Origin of the sequence: Mycolicibacterium chitae (genome assembly GCF_900637205.1) — a bacterium.
In the GTDB taxonomy this organism is placed as follows: Bacteria; Actinomycetota; Actinomycetes; order Mycobacteriales; family Mycobacteriaceae; genus Mycobacterium; species Mycobacterium chitae.
This window is the reverse complement of record NZ_LR134355.1, coordinates 1,064,206-1,078,238: the sequence shown is the minus strand read 5'-3', so window position 1 is coordinate 1,078,238 and position 14,033 is coordinate 1,064,206. Positions and strand designations below refer to the sequence as shown.

Annotated in this window: 19 protein-coding genes and 1 pseudogene; 8 read left to right on the top strand and 12 right to left on the bottom strand. The window is 68.4% G+C overall.

The genetic code is table 11. The annotated features are described in order from the left end of the window. Positions 1–8 precede the first annotated feature (8 nt). The 3 genes and pseudogenes from EL338_RS05230 to EL338_RS05220 form a co-directional block, all read right to left on the bottom strand. Complete coding sequence (locus EL338_RS05230; RefSeq protein WP_235666378.1) at positions 9–518, bottom strand: GNAT family N-acetyltransferase; 510 nt, start codon at positions 516–518, stop codon at positions 9–11. Positions 519–566: 48 nt separating this feature from the next. Then, a pseudogene (locus EL338_RS26925) lies at positions 567–719 on the bottom strand (D-alanyl-D-alanine carboxypeptidase); the annotation flags it as partial. Positions 720–955: 236 nt separating this feature from the next. Beyond that, positions 956–1,537, bottom strand: a complete 582-nt coding sequence (locus tag EL338_RS05220; protein WP_126332757.1) for a hypothetical protein — start codon at positions 1,535–1,537, stop codon at positions 956–958. A 108-nt stretch (positions 1,538–1,645) separates the two neighbouring features. Between EL338_RS05220 and EL338_RS05215 the strand changes: the two genes are divergently transcribed. Continuing rightward, a complete protein-coding gene (locus tag EL338_RS05215; protein ID WP_126332756.1) occupies positions 1,646–2,332 on the top strand; it encodes a class I SAM-dependent methyltransferase in 687 nt (228 codons plus the stop codon). 7 nt (positions 2,333–2,339) lie between these two features. On the opposite strand, the gene EL338_RS05210 is transcribed toward EL338_RS05215, so the two are convergent. From EL338_RS05210 to EL338_RS05205, 3 genes are read right to left on the bottom strand one after another with little or no spacing between them, the layout of a single operon-like run. Then, a complete protein-coding gene (locus EL338_RS05210; protein ID WP_126332755.1) occupies positions 2,340–3,281 on the bottom strand; it encodes a DUF1214 domain-containing protein in 942 nt (313 codons plus the stop codon). 31 nt (positions 3,282–3,312) lie between these two features. Beyond that, the gene (locus EL338_RS26750) at positions 3,313–3,492 is read right to left on the bottom strand and encodes an SDR family oxidoreductase (RefSeq protein WP_197721916.1); all 180 of its coding nucleotides are present in this window, start codon (positions 3,490–3,492) and stop codon (positions 3,313–3,315) included. Positions 3,493–3,503: 11 nt separating this feature from the next. After that, on the bottom strand, positions 3,504–4,073 hold the full coding sequence (locus EL338_RS05205) for an SDR family NAD(P)-dependent oxidoreductase (protein ID WP_197721915.1): 570 nt from the start codon (positions 4,071–4,073) through the stop codon (positions 3,504–3,506). Between the two features lie 104 nt (positions 4,074–4,177). On the opposite strand from EL338_RS05205, the gene EL338_RS05200 reads away from it, so the two are divergent. Then, positions 4,178–4,804, top strand: a complete 627-nt coding sequence (locus EL338_RS05200; protein ID WP_126332754.1) for a class I SAM-dependent DNA methyltransferase — start codon at positions 4,178–4,180, stop codon at positions 4,802–4,804. Positions 4,805–4,824: 20 nt separating this feature from the next. On the opposite strand, the gene EL338_RS05195 is transcribed toward EL338_RS05200, so the two are convergent. From EL338_RS05195 to ychF, 5 genes are all read right to left on the bottom strand, one after another. Further along, positions 4,825–5,649, bottom strand: coding sequence for a hypothetical protein (locus EL338_RS05195; protein ID WP_126332753.1), 825 nt, complete (start codon positions 5,647–5,649; stop codon positions 4,825–4,827). 127 nt (positions 5,650–5,776) lie between these two features. Next, on the bottom strand, positions 5,777–6,085 hold the full coding sequence (locus EL338_RS26885) for a DUF5615 family PIN-like protein (RefSeq protein WP_163792027.1): 309 nt from the start codon (positions 6,083–6,085) through the stop codon (positions 5,777–5,779). Beyond that, the gene (locus tag EL338_RS05190) at positions 6,082–6,324 is read right to left on the bottom strand and encodes a DUF433 domain-containing protein (RefSeq protein ID WP_126332752.1); all 243 of its coding nucleotides are present in this window, start codon (positions 6,322–6,324) and stop codon (positions 6,082–6,084) included. The genes EL338_RS26885 and EL338_RS05190 overlap by 4 nt, the downstream gene beginning before the upstream one ends. 125 nt (positions 6,325–6,449) lie before the next feature. Continuing rightward, positions 6,450–6,821 carry a zinc ribbon domain-containing protein YjdM gene (locus EL338_RS05185; protein WP_126332751.1) on the bottom strand — a complete coding sequence of 124 codons (372 nt, stop codon included), beginning with the start codon at positions 6,819–6,821 and terminating at the stop codon, positions 6,450–6,452. Next, positions 6,814–7,896, bottom strand: coding sequence for a redox-regulated ATPase YchF (gene ychF, locus EL338_RS05180; RefSeq protein ID WP_126332750.1), 1,083 nt, complete (start codon positions 7,894–7,896; stop codon positions 6,814–6,816). Before ychF ends, EL338_RS05185 begins: the two co-directional genes overlap by 8 nt. Before the next feature lie 239 nt (positions 7,897–8,135). Between ychF and EL338_RS05175 the strand changes: the two genes are divergently transcribed. Both EL338_RS05175 and EL338_RS05170 read left to right on the top strand, forming a co-directional pair. Further along, positions 8,136–9,239: a DUF6542 domain-containing protein gene (locus EL338_RS05175; RefSeq protein WP_126332749.1), complete on the top strand. Its 1,104-nt coding sequence runs from the start codon at positions 8,136–8,138 to the stop codon at positions 9,237–9,239. Between the two features lie 23 nt (positions 9,240–9,262). Next, positions 9,263–9,700, top strand: a complete 438-nt coding sequence (locus EL338_RS05170; protein WP_126332748.1) for a carboxymuconolactone decarboxylase family protein — start codon at positions 9,263–9,265, stop codon at positions 9,698–9,700. A 13-nt stretch (positions 9,701–9,713) separates the two neighbouring features. Here the strand turns inward: EL338_RS05170 and EL338_RS05165 are convergent, their stop codons facing one another. Next, positions 9,714–10,715 (bottom strand): 4-hydroxy-3-methylbut-2-enyl diphosphate reductase, encoded by a 1,002-nt coding sequence (locus EL338_RS05165; RefSeq protein WP_126332747.1) that lies wholly within the window; start codon positions 10,713–10,715, stop codon positions 9,714–9,716. 65 nt (positions 10,716–10,780) lie between these two features. On the opposite strand from EL338_RS05165, the gene EL338_RS05160 reads away from it, so the two are divergent. The 4 genes from EL338_RS05160 to EL338_RS05145 are packed head-to-tail and all read left to right on the top strand — an operon-like array spanning position 10,781 to position 13,960. Beyond that, a complete protein-coding gene (locus EL338_RS05160; protein WP_126332746.1) occupies positions 10,781–11,356 on the top strand; it encodes a lipid droplet-associated protein in 576 nt (191 codons plus the stop codon). Further along, positions 11,353–12,579 (top strand): exodeoxyribonuclease VII large subunit, encoded by a 1,227-nt coding sequence (xseA, locus tag EL338_RS05155; protein WP_126332745.1) that lies wholly within the window; start codon positions 11,353–11,355, stop codon positions 12,577–12,579. Before EL338_RS05160 ends, xseA begins: the two co-directional genes overlap by 4 nt. Next, positions 12,572–12,805 carry an exodeoxyribonuclease VII small subunit gene (locus EL338_RS05150; RefSeq protein ID WP_126332744.1) on the top strand — a complete coding sequence of 78 codons (234 nt, stop codon included), beginning with the start codon at positions 12,572–12,574 and terminating at the stop codon, positions 12,803–12,805. The genes xseA and EL338_RS05150 overlap by 8 nt, the downstream gene beginning before the upstream one ends. Positions 12,806–12,865: 60 nt before the next feature. Continuing rightward, positions 12,866–13,960, top strand: a complete 1,095-nt coding sequence (locus EL338_RS05145) for a 3-beta-hydroxysteroid dehydrogenase (protein WP_126332743.1) — start codon at positions 12,866–12,868, stop codon at positions 13,958–13,960. The last annotated feature ends 73 nt before the right edge of the window (positions 13,961–14,033 follow it).

The following is a 14,033-nucleotide window of genomic DNA, read 5'->3' as shown; positions in this document are numbered from 1 at the left end:
GCGTTGGCCTAGTTCGGTAACTCAACCAGCGATCGTTCGAATGTCAACACGTTCACCACCTCGCCGGAGGGGGCGAGTTCGTCGTGCGGACCCTCGGTGTGGACGAAACCGGCGTCCTCGAGGACACGACGGGATCCGTCGTTGGCGGAATCGGTCCGGGCGTCAAGGTAGCGGAATCCCGCATCGGCGGCCACTCTGAGCAGCGCGCGCAACCCGTGGCGCGCCGCGCCGCGGCCGCGCGCCTGCGGGGTCAACCAGAACCCGACCTCGGCGCGGTCCGACCGGACATCGAAGAGCACGATGCTGCCCAGGAACTCGTCGGAATCGGCGTCGGCGATGGCGAGCACCGCCAGCGAGCCGTCGTCGAGGCCGCGGGCGATCTCGTTGTCGACCTGGTCCCGCACGGTCTGCGGGGAGTACTCCGCCAGCGGCAGGTGCCCGTAGCGTTGCACGGCCTCGTCCTTGGTACCTGCGGCAAAAGCCTCGGCGTCGTGGTGGCCGAGCCGCCGAACGGTCACGTCACCTTCACGGCCGGGAAGACCCTCGGTTATGCGCATGCCTCCTGTTTACCTTGTCAGCGACAAGCCGGAGTAGATCTCGTCCAGCAGTACCGGCAACATCGCCTGGGCGGTGGTGTCCCCGTCCGGCGAGAGCGTCAGATTTGTCCAGATCACCAGACCCACATCGTTTTCCGCGTCGTACCCCATGAACGAGTTGAATCGGGTGCCGGAAGGCGAAATCGAGTGCCTCCCGAGGAGACCAGGCCCGGCCCGGTTCGGCATCGAGGATCTGCGAAACCGCGGGGTCCTCGGTGTAGCCGTAGAGGCCGCTGCGCATCTTCAACAACTGCGCGACGGTGATGTCCTCGCCACCCGGGACTCCCGGCACGAACATGGCGACCGAGTCGGCCAGCAGCACGGCAGCACACGTCAGCAGCCCGATGCGCTTCACCGGATCAACCTACGCCCAGATCCTCGTCGGTCCACAGGCTCGACGCGGCGTGGCCCAGAAGGAGTTTCGGATAGTAGGTCCAGGCGAACCAGGGAGCGACGGTCGAGGGGCCCAGCACGCGGTCGAGGACCAGCCCCCCGGCGGTGAGCGCCACGCCCAACCCGCGTCGACGCCGCGGCAGGCCGCGGATGACCGCGGTGGCGGCCATGAGGTAGCCGTAGTGCGAGGCCGACCAGCCGAGCACGCGGTCCTGGTGCCCCACGCTGCGATCGGCGAGCGCGATCGCCACGGGGTGCAGGTGTAGTCCGGCGAACTGCAGGTGTTGGCGGTGGCCTTGGCCCGGTCGCTCGTACCAGCGGGCGCAGGCCCGCGTGTTGTTGACGTAAGCCCCGCCGGCGAGGTCGGTCGCGAGCGCCGAAAGTGCCGTCGTCACCGCGGTGTTCGCCCCGGCGCGCCGCGCGGTCCACACGCTGGCGACCAGGCCGCCAGCGCTCGCGGCCACGGTGAGCACCGTGTTGGTTCGCGTGGCTTCCGGCCCGACGAACTCCGCCCAGGACCGTCGAAACCGCGTCGTGAATGTACTCATGATTCCTGCCTACCCCTCGGGGCGGCCCCGAGGGGCCCACCGATCAAACGCTTGCCAATTCGGCAAGATCGCTTGCCGACAGCTGGCCGTTGGCGTCACCATCGACTCATGACCCAAGCCCCCCACGCCTTCGATGATCCCGCCCAGGTCGACTCGTATGCCGAACGCGTCGCGCAGATGGTGCCCGCGTACCGGGACGTCCACCGCATGGCGGGTGTGCTCATCGATGAACGCGCTCCGCACGATGCCCGGGTACTGGTGCTCGGCGCGGGCGGCGGACTCGAGACGAAGGCCTTGGCCGAGACCCGTCCGGGGTGGACCTTCGACGCGGTCGACCCGGCGGCCGCCATGCTCGACCTGGCGACGAAAACCCTTGGACCACTGGCATCGCGGGTACGCATGCACCACGGTTATATCGATGATGCCCCGCACGGCCCGTTCGCCGCCGCGACCAGCCTGCTGACCCTGCACTTCCTGGAGCCCGAACTGCGGCGCCACACCGCCGCCGAGGTGCGCCGACGACTGGCGCCCGGGGCACCGTTCGTCGTCGTGCACCTGAGCATTCCGGCCCGCGACGACGCCGAGCGGGCGTCGTGGTTGCGGCGCCACGCGGCCAACCTCGTCGCCGCCGGCATCGAACCCGAGGCCGCCGAGCAGGCATGCGCCGCGATCGCCGCCCAGGTGCCCGTCCTGACCCCCGACCAGGACCGGGCGATCCTCGAGGGCGCCGGTTTCACCGAGGTCACCGAGTTCTTCTCCGCGTTCACGTTTCGCGGCTGGGTCGGCTACGCCTGAACCGCCCTCAACGCAGCGTGGGCGGCTTCCAACGTCCGTCGAGGATTTCCGGGCGAGGGCGGTAGAGCCGGATCAGGTAATTCCATCCCTCGGGGGTGAGGATGGCGTTGGCCGGGGTCTCCCCGTCGGCCGAGGCGAGGAATCGCACGGTGACCGAGCCGTCGTCGTCGCGCGCCGCGGTGACGCTGTTGACGGTGTAGAGGTCCTGCGCGTTCTTCTCGAAGAAGCCGCGCGCGTTGTAGACCGACACCGACCAGAACGCGTCGACCGGGACGTCGGTGAACACCAGGGCGTAGTCACCGGGCGGCACGCCGGGGTCGACGCCGATGTAGGTCGCCTCCGAGGTGGGTAGCCCACCCCAGCCGGCGGCGGTGCCGATCAGATGGCGGACGGGATCGACCTCGTCGCGCGTGCCGAATGTGCGGTCGAAGTCGTCGAGCCCGCGCGCAAGGTCCAGCAGCGCGTTGCGAGTGGCGTCCATGCTCGCGACGTCGTAGTCCGGCGATACGAACGGCTCCGGCGCATCGGCGGCGATCTCGAGCCGGTCCTGGAGCGCCGAGACCGCCGCAACGTCCGCAGAATCCGTGGGATCGACCAGGATTCGCACGCCGACCAGCACATGACGGGATCCGCATTGCTCGCTGGTCAGCACGTGCTCGCCGGGCTGGTGGAGGACGCCGGTGACGTAGTGGTCCTCGTTGACGACCATCGCCGACAGATACCGCCCCGCCGCGTCCGGCAACGTCAGGCGCGCGGGCCGAGCCAGATCGACGACGGCGAAGCTGTAGAGGGTGTCGCGGTTGAGCCGGATCACCGTCTGGGCATCGATGCTGGCCGGCGTGCGGTTGTGCCGGAATCGGCCGACTCCCCCGGCCTCGGCCTGGATGTCGGAGAACATCCGGTGGGTCTCGGCGCGGACGAAGTTGTCCGCGTTCACCAAGATCGTCATGGGCCGCTCGCTTCCTGGTGGTTCAACGCCTTCAGTGTGCGGTACGGCCGCCGTCGACGCGATACACCGATCCGGTCACGGCTCCGGCGAGGTCCGACGACAGGAACAGGACGGCGCCAGCGACCTCTTCGGGTTCGGCGGGACGTCCGATCGGCGAGTCGGCGAGCACCCGCGGGGCGATCTCGGGGTCGTCGAGCCAGCGTTCGGTCATCGGGGTTCGGATCAGGCCCGGCGCAAGACGTTGATGCGAATCCCCTTGTCCGCGTAGTCCAGAGCCGCGCCCTTGGATACCCCGACCACCGCGTGCTTCGCGGCGACGTAGGGGGTCATCCCCGGATCGGCGGTCACCCCGGCCACCGAGGCCGTGTTGACGATGGAACCGGTCCCCGCCTCGAGCATCACCGGGATTTGGTGGCGCATGGCCAGGAAGACGCCGGTGGCGTCGACCGACATGGTGCGGTGCCAGTCCTGGACGGTCTGTTCGTGCAGCGGGGCGGTCGGCGGCAGCACGCCGGCGTTGTTGAAGGCGATGTCGATCGTGGCGTGCTGGGCGACCGTGGTGTCGACGAGGTTCTTCACCGCGTCGTCGTCGGTCACGTCGGTCCGGACGAACGTGGCGTTGCCGCCGGCGTCGGTGATGATCTGCACCGTCTCGGTGGCGCGGTCGTCGACGTCGCCGACCACGACCTTCGCGCCGGCCTTCGCGAACTCGACGGCGGTGGCGCGACCGATGCCGGTGGCGCCGCCGGTGATCAGGACAACCTTGTCGGTGAAATCGAACGCGACGCTCATGACCGCTCCCTCAGTTGAATTGCGGCGACACCCAGCCCGTCCCCGAAGTATCCATGGTCACGGGTCCTCTGGCCACCGCAGCGCCGCGGCCTAGACTGCGCGCAATGTCCGAAGCCGAAGTCCGACAGCGCTACGGCGAGCTGGCCGAGACCTACACCCGAACGTTCGGCGACGTGGCGACCGTCGACCCGCAAGACCTGGCCTTCCTGAAGGCCAACCTCGGTGCCTGCGAAGGCCCCGTGCTGGACGTCGGCTGCGGCCCCGGCCATCTCACCGCGTACCTGGCTGGTCTGGGTCTCGACGCCAGAGGCCTCGACCTGGTGCCGGAGTTCATCGACACCGCCACCTCGAGGTGGCCGAGCATCGAGTTCTCCGTCGGTTCGTTGCGCACCCTCGAGGTTCCCGATCGATCACTGGGCGGAATCCTCGCGTGGTACTCGCTGATCCATTGCGAGCCAACTGAACTCACCGATATCCTGAAGGAGTTACGGCGAGCGATGGCACCTGGCGCGACGTTGGTGGTGGGCTTCTTCGACGGCGACGCCGTCGAGGCATTCGCCCACAAGGTGACGACCGCCTACCGGTGTCCGATCGACGAAATGTCCCGGTTGCTGGCGATCGCCGGGTTCACCGAGACCGATCGTCTGCAACGGCCCGGGACCACGGACATCCGGCCGCATGCGGTTATGGCCGCCCGGGTGCCGTCGTCGGAAAACATCACGCTTCGTTGACGAGCCGGCCGATTTCGTCGTCAATGGCCTTTCAACTCGTCCACCCACCCGTCGAAGAACGCGTCGGACAAATTCTCGGGGTCAAGAGTGTTGTGGCGCAGGCGGATCGTCGGCCTTAAGGCCGGGCCCGATGAGCACAGCTGATATTCAGCCAGATAGATCTGGCGGCGGAGCGTCACCGATCCCGGCCGTTCGACGCTGACCATGAGCGTGTAGTCGGTCGGGTGGTTGTCCCCGGGGATTCCGGGGTGGCTGGTCACCTCCGTGACCCTGCCGACGGACACTTGAGCGTCAGCGTAGAGGTCAGGTGACTGGCGTGTGCTCCACGACGGCTCACCCCGGTGACGGCCCGGTCCGTACCAACCATCGAAGAGCGCGTCGTCCAGATCTTCGGGGTCAAGAGTGTTGTGCCGGAAGCGGACCCGGTCTCCGACGTCGCTGTCGCCGACAAGCCCGCCCAACTTGCGACGGATCACCGTGCCTGACAGCGAGGCGCTCACCACGATGTCGCACGTGTCGGGGCCCTCTGCGCCGGCGTGCCTGACCACCTCCTCGACCGTGCCGACAGACACCTGCCCGTCGGCGAATCTTGCTTCGCTGAGACGGCCACTTGCGTACGAGCCACAACCCGCACAGACGAGGACCAGCACCGCCGTCACCGCGATCGCCCACCAGAAGACGGGTCCGCTGTGGCGCGCCGTGACCACACTCCAGACGACGAACGCGATCCCGCCGAGCACCAGCAGCACGCCAACCCAGAAGAAGAAATCACTCCAGCGTGACCAGCGCCGGATGCTCACACGGGTCTCCGGTGTCTTCGCGTGGCGTAACCAGTCCTCGGTCATCCAAGTTTTCCCCTTCTCGGCCCCGGCGCCCCCTCACGTCCGCCATGATCTCGCCCAACCCGCACTACCGATCACACGAAGACATGGCCGAAGGGCGGCAGGCATGGGTCAGTGGGCACCCTTGAGCTCATCCAGCAGTGCTTCGACATCGGCGGGCTCGTACGCCGGGCCGCCGGGCCGATTCGGCCATGGAGTCGGTGTCGAGGCCGGCGGCCTGTAGCGCCCCTGGCGCTCTGCCCGTGCCAAGGCCGCCATATGCGAGTGTCCGAATCCCGGTAACAACGATCCGGTCCTCAGCATCGGCGGTCTGTGCGATGACGGCGTCGCGAGACCGATTGCCACCTGGCAGCGCAGACACGTATATGACGTCGTGTTCATAACGAACGAGGAGGTCACACAGTCGTATTGGCAACTGCGCATCGCCGAGGAACCTCACGATCGCGACGGACGCACCTGTTGACCGCCAGTGACCAAGGCGCCGTATTCCAGCGCCGCTAGCAGGTCTTCGCTCTGCAGATCTGGATAGTCTGCCAACACCTCGTCAAAGGACATTCCGCTGGCCAACAGGTCCAGCACAGACTGCACCGAAAGCCTCAGCCCGCGAATCGCGGGCTTTCCGTGCAGCACCGCAGGATCGACTGTGATGCGATCCAGACGGCTTGCGGCACTCGACATGACACCCATTGTGCGCCTCCAGTCCAACGATCCAGAGACAAGTCACGATAAGTGGGAGCACCGACAAACGTGACCAGTCCTCTGCTGCAACGGAAGAGATCCTCGACCAGGCATACGCGCCTCGCTCAGAGGACCTTCTTCACCACGCTCGACTTGAGTTGCATGCGACCGAAACCAGGGACCGTGGCATCGATGTCGTGGTCGCCGACACCATCGGAAATAAGGCGGATTCCACGGACCTTCGTGCCCACCTTGATGACCCCGCCACCGCCACCTTTGACCTTGACGGTCTTCACCACGGTGACCGTGTCGCCGTCGGCGAGCAGATTGCCGACCGCGTCCTTGATCTCGGCACCGGCCTCGCCGGCGGACTCCGCCTCGGACGACGGGTCCTCCGCAGACCACTCGTGACCGCACATCGGGCACACCAGCAGCGCGCCCTGTTCATAGGTGAACGCCTCGCCGCATTCGGGACACGGCGGCAGTTCGTCAGACATTGAAGCGGAACTCCACGACATCCCCGTCGGCCATCACGTAGTCCTTGCCCTCCATCCGGACCTTGCCGGCGGCCTTGGCCGCGGCCATCGAACCGGCCTCCACCAGGTCGTCGAACGAGACGATCTCGGCCTTGATGAAGCCCTTCTCGAAGTCGGTGTGGATGACTCCGGCCGCCTTGGGCGCGGTATCGCCCTGATGGATGGTCCAGGCCCGCGCCTCCTTGGGCCCGGCGGTGAGGTAGGTCTGCAGCCGCAGGGTGTGAAAACCCGCGCGCGCCAGCGCATCCAGCCCGCGCTCGGTCTGCCCGATCGACTCCAGCAGCTCGGCGGCCGACTCGTCGTCGAGTTCCTGCAACTCGGCCTCGATCTTGGCGTCCAGGAACACCGCGTCGGCCGGGGCCACCAGCGCGCGGAGCTCGGCGATCTTGTCCGCATCGGTCAGCACGGACTCGTCGGCGTTGAACACGTACAGGAACGGCTTGGTGGTCATCAGGTTCAGCTCGCGCAGCAGCGCCACGTCAGGGCCGGCCGAGCCCGCCGAAAACAGTGTCTTGCCGCCGTCGAGCACCTCCTGCGCCGCCACGGCGGCCTCGTGCACCGGCTTGCGCTCCTTGTTGTTGCGCGCTTCCTTCTCCAGCCGCGGGATCGCCTTCTCCAGGGTCTGCAGGTCGGCGAGGATCAACTCGGTCTCGATGATCTCGATGTCGGCCTTGGGGTCCACCCGGCCATCGACGTGCACCACGTCGTCGTCGGCGAAGACCCGCACCACCTGACAGATGGCGTCGCATTCGCGGATGTTGGCCAGGAACTTGTTGCCCAGCCCGGCGCCCTCCGAGGCGCCCTTGACGATGCCGGCGATGTCGACGAACGTCACCGGCGCGGGCAGGATCTTCTCCGAGCCGAAGATCTCGGCGAGCTTGTCCAGCCTGGGGTCGGGCAGCGGCACGACGCCTTCGTTGGGTTCGATGGTCGCGAACGGGTAGTTGGCCGCCAGCACGTTGTTGCGTGTCAGGGCGTTGAAGAGGGTCGACTTACCGACGTTGGGCAGGCCGACGATTCCCAGGTTCAGGCTCACGGGGTCACAAGTCTAAAGCGTGCGCGCGTGCCGGCGAACCAGCTGCGGTCCGGGTGCGCAATCTCACGCCGGCCGCACCCAGATTGCGTCCACGGCGGCGCGCACGGCCGAAATGCCGCCCTGAGCGCAACTTCGGCGCCCCGTCGGGCGATCTGGTGGCACGCATTCCGTGATCGGCGCGACATGCAAAGGACGCCCGCAGACAGCGCTTGCCCAGCCACAGCCGGTACGGTCTACATGTGCCAGCGCAGCGGGCGAGGTCATCGGTACCCGCCGAACACCGCTCGGCGCACCCGAACATCCAAGGTGTGCCGTGGTGGGCTGCTGTGCTCATCGCGACGCTGGGCACCGCCCTGGGTTTCGCCTTTGACGCGGGTTCGGGCAACCGGGAACTGTCCGCCGTCTTCGCCGCTCTGTACCTGCTGGGCTGCGTGGCCGCGGTGCTCGCGGTGCGCCAGGAGGCGATCTTCACCGCCGTCGTGCAGCCGCCGTTGATCCTGTTCGTCGCTGTTCCCGGCGCGTACTTCCTGTTCCACCTCTCCGAGATCGACGGCATCAAGGACATCCTGATCAACTGCGGTTATCCGCTGATCGAGCGGTTCCTGCTGATGTTCACCACCTCGGTGATCGTGCTGCTGATCGGCATGGCGCGGTGGTACTTCGGCGACTCGGCCCGGCCCACCCCGGCCGCGGCAGCCCGCACCTCGAGCGCCCGCGCCACCGCTGGACCCGCGGCCCTGGCCGGCGTCCTGGCCGCCATCAAGGCCAAGCTCTCGACCCTGGCGATGCCGCGCCGCGCCGCGCCCGACGGCGAGGACCCGCGCAGGCACGCCATCGATCGCAACACCACGTCGCGCCCGCGTCCCGGGAGCCGACGGCCCACCAAGCGGGCCGCGCCGAGTCGCTCGCGCCACGTCCGGCCGCCCCTGGACGACGGGTCCGCCCCGCCGCCGCCGTCGCGCAGGCGCCCCACACATGCCCGGGACCGCGACGACGAGTTCGACGCTCCGCTGCCGCCGCGCCGCCGCGCGCCGCGGGATCCGTCCCGGCGCCCGCCGCCGGAGTACCTGCGCGAGCCGCGGCAGTCGCGCCAGCGCTCCCCGTATGAGCGTCCGATGCCGCGCCCGGACCGGTACGGCCCGCCCGCGGAGCCCTATCCCGGCGGCGATCCCTACGACATGCCACCGCCGCGCCGCCGGCCGGCGCCGGCCAACGGCAGCCACCATCCGGTGTCCAAGGTGCGGTACCGGGGCTCCGATGCCGGCGACAGCGGCGCGCAGGAGAACGTGCAGCACCGCCGTCGTCCGCGGGCGCGGCACGCCCGCTACAGCGATTACGACTGAACCCAGCACACAGGGGGCCGACGATGACACGGGTCAATCTGAGCAAGCAACATCCGGCGGCCTATCAGGCCGTGCTGGCCCTGAATCAGGAGGCCGAGGACGCCGTCGCCCGGGCCGGCCTGGACGCCAAGCTGGCCGAGTTGGTGAAGATCCGGGTGTCCCAGCTCAACGGGTGCGCGTTCTGTCTGCGCATGCACACCCGCGACGCCCTGGACAAGGGTGAGAGCACCGACCGCCTGGCGGTCGTCGCGGCGTGGTGGGAGTCGCAGTACTTCACCGAGCAGGAACGCGCGGCGCTCGCGTTGGCCGAGGACGTCACGGAGTTGCCCGTGCCGGAGCGCCACGAGTGGGACACCGGCGCGCTGGACGACGCGCAGGTCTCGGCGGTCAGCTGGCTGGCGATCGTGATGAACACCTGGAACCGCATCGCGATCCGCAGCGGCTACCCCGTGGCCCCCTGAACGCGCCCGAACCTCAGCGTCGGGCCGGGCGGATCTCCCGGGGCAGCGCGAACACCAGGGTCTCGTTGGCGGTGGTCACCGACTGTACGGTGCCGTAGCCGTACTCGGCGAGCCGCTCGAGCACGCCGCGCACCAGGATCTCGGGCACCGAGGCGCCGGAGGTGACGCCGACGGTGGTGACGCCGTCGAGCCAGGCCGGGTCGATGTCCTCGGCGTAGTCGACCAGGTGGGCGGTGTCCGAACCGGCGTTGAGCGCGACCTCGACGAGACGCACGGAGTTCGACGAGTTCCGCGAGCCGACCACGATCACCAGCTCGCATTCCGGGGCCATCGCCTTGACCGCGACCTGGCGGTTCTGCGTCGCGTAGCAGATGTCGTCGCTCGGCGGGTCCTGCAGCTTGGGGAACCGCTCGCGCAGGCGCTGCACGGTCTCCATGGTCTCGTCGACCGACAGGGTGGTCTGCGACAGCCAGATGACCTTGTCCTCGTCGCGGACGACGACCTTGTCCACCGACTCCGGGCCGTCGACCAGCTGCACGTGATCGGGTGCCTCACCGGCGGTGCCGATAACTTCCTCGTGCCCCTCGTGGCCGATCAGCAGGATGTCGTAGTCGTCGCGGGCGAAGCGCTTGGCCTCGTTGTGCACCTTTGTGACCAGCGGGCAGGTGGCGTCGATGACCTTGAGGTCGCGTTCGGCGGCGTTGGCGTGCACCGTCGGGGCCACACCGTGGGCGGAGAACACCACGATCGATCCGACGGGCACCTGGTCGGTCTCGTCGACGAAGATCGCCCCGGCCTTGGCCAGGGTCTCCACGACGTGCACGTTGTGCACGATCTCGTGCCGGACGTAGACGGGGGCGCCATGCTTTTCCAGGGCGCGCTCCACGGTTTCGACGGCCCGATCCACGCCGGCGCAGTAGCCGCGGGGTTCGGCCAACAGGACGCGCTTTCCGCGCACGGGTGCCACCACCGTGCTGGTGGCACCGGGAATGCCCATATTGACCGTTGCTGACATGACACCAGCCTACTTACCCCGGGCAACAACAAGCCAATGCTGGAGCCGGAAGTAGTCTGGCTCTCATGTCTAGTGCACCGTATGGCGTCCGGTTGCTCGTTGGGGTCGCGGCGACCGCCGTGGAGGAGACCCGGAAATTGCCGCAGACCATCCTGATGTCGCCGATGAGTCTGGCCAGTCAATTCGCTCACCTGGTGATGAAGGTGCAGCAGGATCTCGCTGACCTGGTGATCAAGGGCGACTCCACCCTCGAGACGCTGTTCCCGCCCAAGGATGAGCAGCCGGAGTGGGCCACCTTCGACGAGGACGAGGACGACTCCCCCGACGCAGCCCCGCGAGGGTCGACGGACTCCGGCGAGCGGATGACCGAGGGCCGGTTCGCGCTGTACTCCACCGACGAGGCCCCCGAGGCCGCGGCGTCGAGCCCCAACGGCCAGTCCGCGGGCGCCGACGTGAGCGCGCCCGACGTCGCCTCGCGCATCGATTACGCGTCGCTGACGCTCGCGCAGCTGCGCGCGCGGCTGCAGTCGCTGTCGGTCGACGAGCTCTCCGAGCTGCTGGCCTTCGAGGAGGCCACCAAGGCCCGCGCGCCGTTCCAGACCCTGCTGGCCAACAGAATCACCCGCGCCAGCGCCAAGTGAGCGATCCGGCGCAGGGTCAGGCACCGGAGAACCCCTACCCGGTACGGGCGGTCGCCGTGCGGGTGGCGGGCTGGATCGACAAGCTCGGCATGGTGTGGGTCGAGGGGCAGATCGCCCAGCTGAACCTGCGGTCGAGTTCGTCGACGGTGTTCATCACCCTGCGGGATCCCGCCGCGGACATGTCGCTGTCGCTGACCTGCCCGCGGAACCTGGTGCTCGACGCGCCGGTGCGGCTGACCGAGGGCGCCCAGGTGCTGGTGCTCGGCAAGCCCAACTTCTACACCGGCCGCGGCACGTTCTCGCTGCGGGTCCACGAGATCCGGGCCGTCGGCATCGGTGAGCTGCTGGCCCGCATCGAGCGGCTGCGTCGGCTGCTCGAGGCCGAGGGCCTGTTCCATCCGCGGCTCAAGCGTCCCTTGCCGTTCCTGCCTAACACGATCGGCTTGATCACCGGCCGTGCGAGCGCCGCCGAACACGACGTGACCACGGTGGCGACGCGGCGCTGGCCCGCGGTGCGGTTCGCGATCCGCAACACCGCGGTGCAGGGACCCACCGCGGTGGCGCAGATCGTGGAGGCCCTCGCGGCGCTGGACCGCGCCCCGGAGGTCGACGTCATCGTGCTGGCCCGCGGGGGCGGCAGCGTCGAGGATCTGCTGCCGTTCTCCGACGAGACGCTGTGCCGCGCGATCGCGGCGTGCACCACCCCGGTGGTCAGCGCCGTGGGCCACGAACCGGACAATCCGCTGTGCGACCTGGTCGCCGACCTGCGCGCCGCCACCCCGACCGACGCCGCCAAGCGCATCGTCCCCGACACCGCCGCCGAACAGGCCCTGGTCGACGATCTGCGCCGGCGCAGTGCCCGGGCGCTGCGCAGCTGGGTGGGCCGCGAGGAACGCCACCTCGCGCAGCTGCGCAGCCGGCCGGTGCTGGCCGACCCGCTGCGCATGCTCCGCGACCGCGCCGACGAGGTGCACCGGGCCCGCCGCACCATCCGCAAGGACGTCACCCGCCTGGTCGCCGGGGAATCGGATCGGATCGAGCATCTGAGCGCCCGGTTGTCCACGCTGGGCCCGGCCGCGACGCTGGCCCGCGGTTACGCGGTGGTGCAGGCCGGGACGCAGGTACTGCGTTCGGTCGCCGACGCCCCCGCCGGGACCGAGTTGCGAATCCGCGTCGCCGACGGCGCCGTGACGGCTGTGAGTCAAGGAGAGGCACGTGACTGAGAGTGACGACACTAGAGCTCTTAGTGAGCTCGGCTACGAGGACTGCCGCGACGAATTGATCGACGTGGTGCAGGCCCTCGAGCAGGGCGGCCTGGACCTCGACGAGTCGCTGAGACTGTGGGAACGCGGCGAGAAGCTGGCCAAACGCTGCGAGGAACACTTAGCCGGCGCGCGCGAGCGGATCGAAAAGGCTCTGGCCGCCGACGACGATTCGGACCAGGGTTAGACCCGCGAATCTTCGCCAGGGGGTCGTAACTGGAACACGTTTCAGTTACGCTTCTCGGTCATGGGTGATGCAACGTTGACCACCGACCTCGGCCGCATCCTGGTCACCGGCGGCTCCGGCTTCCTCGGCGCCAACCTGGTGACCGCGCTGCTCGAGCGCGGACTGAGCGTCCGCTCCTTCGACCGCGTCCCGTCGCCGCTGCCGGCCCACGAACGGCTCGAGACCGTCGTCGGCGACCTCACCGATGCCGGGGACATCGCGCGGGTGGTCGACGGCATCGACACGATCTTCCACACCGCCGCGATCATCGACCTGATGGGCGGCGCCTCGGTCACCCAGGAGTACCGGCAGCGCAGCTACGCCGTCAACGTCGACGGCACCAAGAATCTGCTGCACGCGGCCCGCGCCGCCGGAGTCCGGCGGTTCGTGTACACCGCCTCCAACAGCGTGGTGATGGGCGGCCAGGTGATCTCCCGCGGCGACGAAACCCTGCCCTACACCGAACGTTTCAACGATCTCTACACCGAGACCAAGGTGGTCGCCGAGCGCTACGTGCTGGAGCAGAACGGCGTCGAGGACCTGCTGACGTGTTCGATCCGGCCCAGCGGCATCTGGGGCCGCGGCGATCAGACGATGTTCCGCAAGGTGTTCGAGAGCGTACTGGCCGGCCACGTCAAGGTGCTGATCGGCAACAAGAACGCCAAGTTGGACAACTCCTACGTGCACAACCTGATTCACGGTTTCGTGCTGGCCGCCGAACACCTCGTTCCCGGCGGGACGGCGCCGGGACAGGCCTACTTCATCAACGACGACGACCCCGTCAACATGTTTGAGTTCTCCCGGCCCGTGGTCGAGGCGTGCGGGCAGCACTGGCCCCGGTTCCGCGTCTCCGGCCGGTTGGTGCGCGCGGTGATGACGGGCTGGCAACGGCTGCACTTCAAGTTCGGCCTGCCGGCGCCGCTGCTGGAACCCCTTGCGGTGGAACGGCTTTACCTGGACAACTACTTCTCCATCGAGAAGGCCCGCCGCGACCTCGGCTATCGCCCGTTGTTCACCACCGAGCAGGCGCTGGCCGAATGCCTGCCCTACTACGTGGAGCTGTTCGAGACGATGAAGGCTGGGCAGGCCGCACCCGTGGCGGCCGCCGCCCGCTGATGCGGGGAATTCACCAAATGCACAGCTGATTTCCGCCAGATCGCTTCCCCGACGGGACTAGCGTCGTCTACGA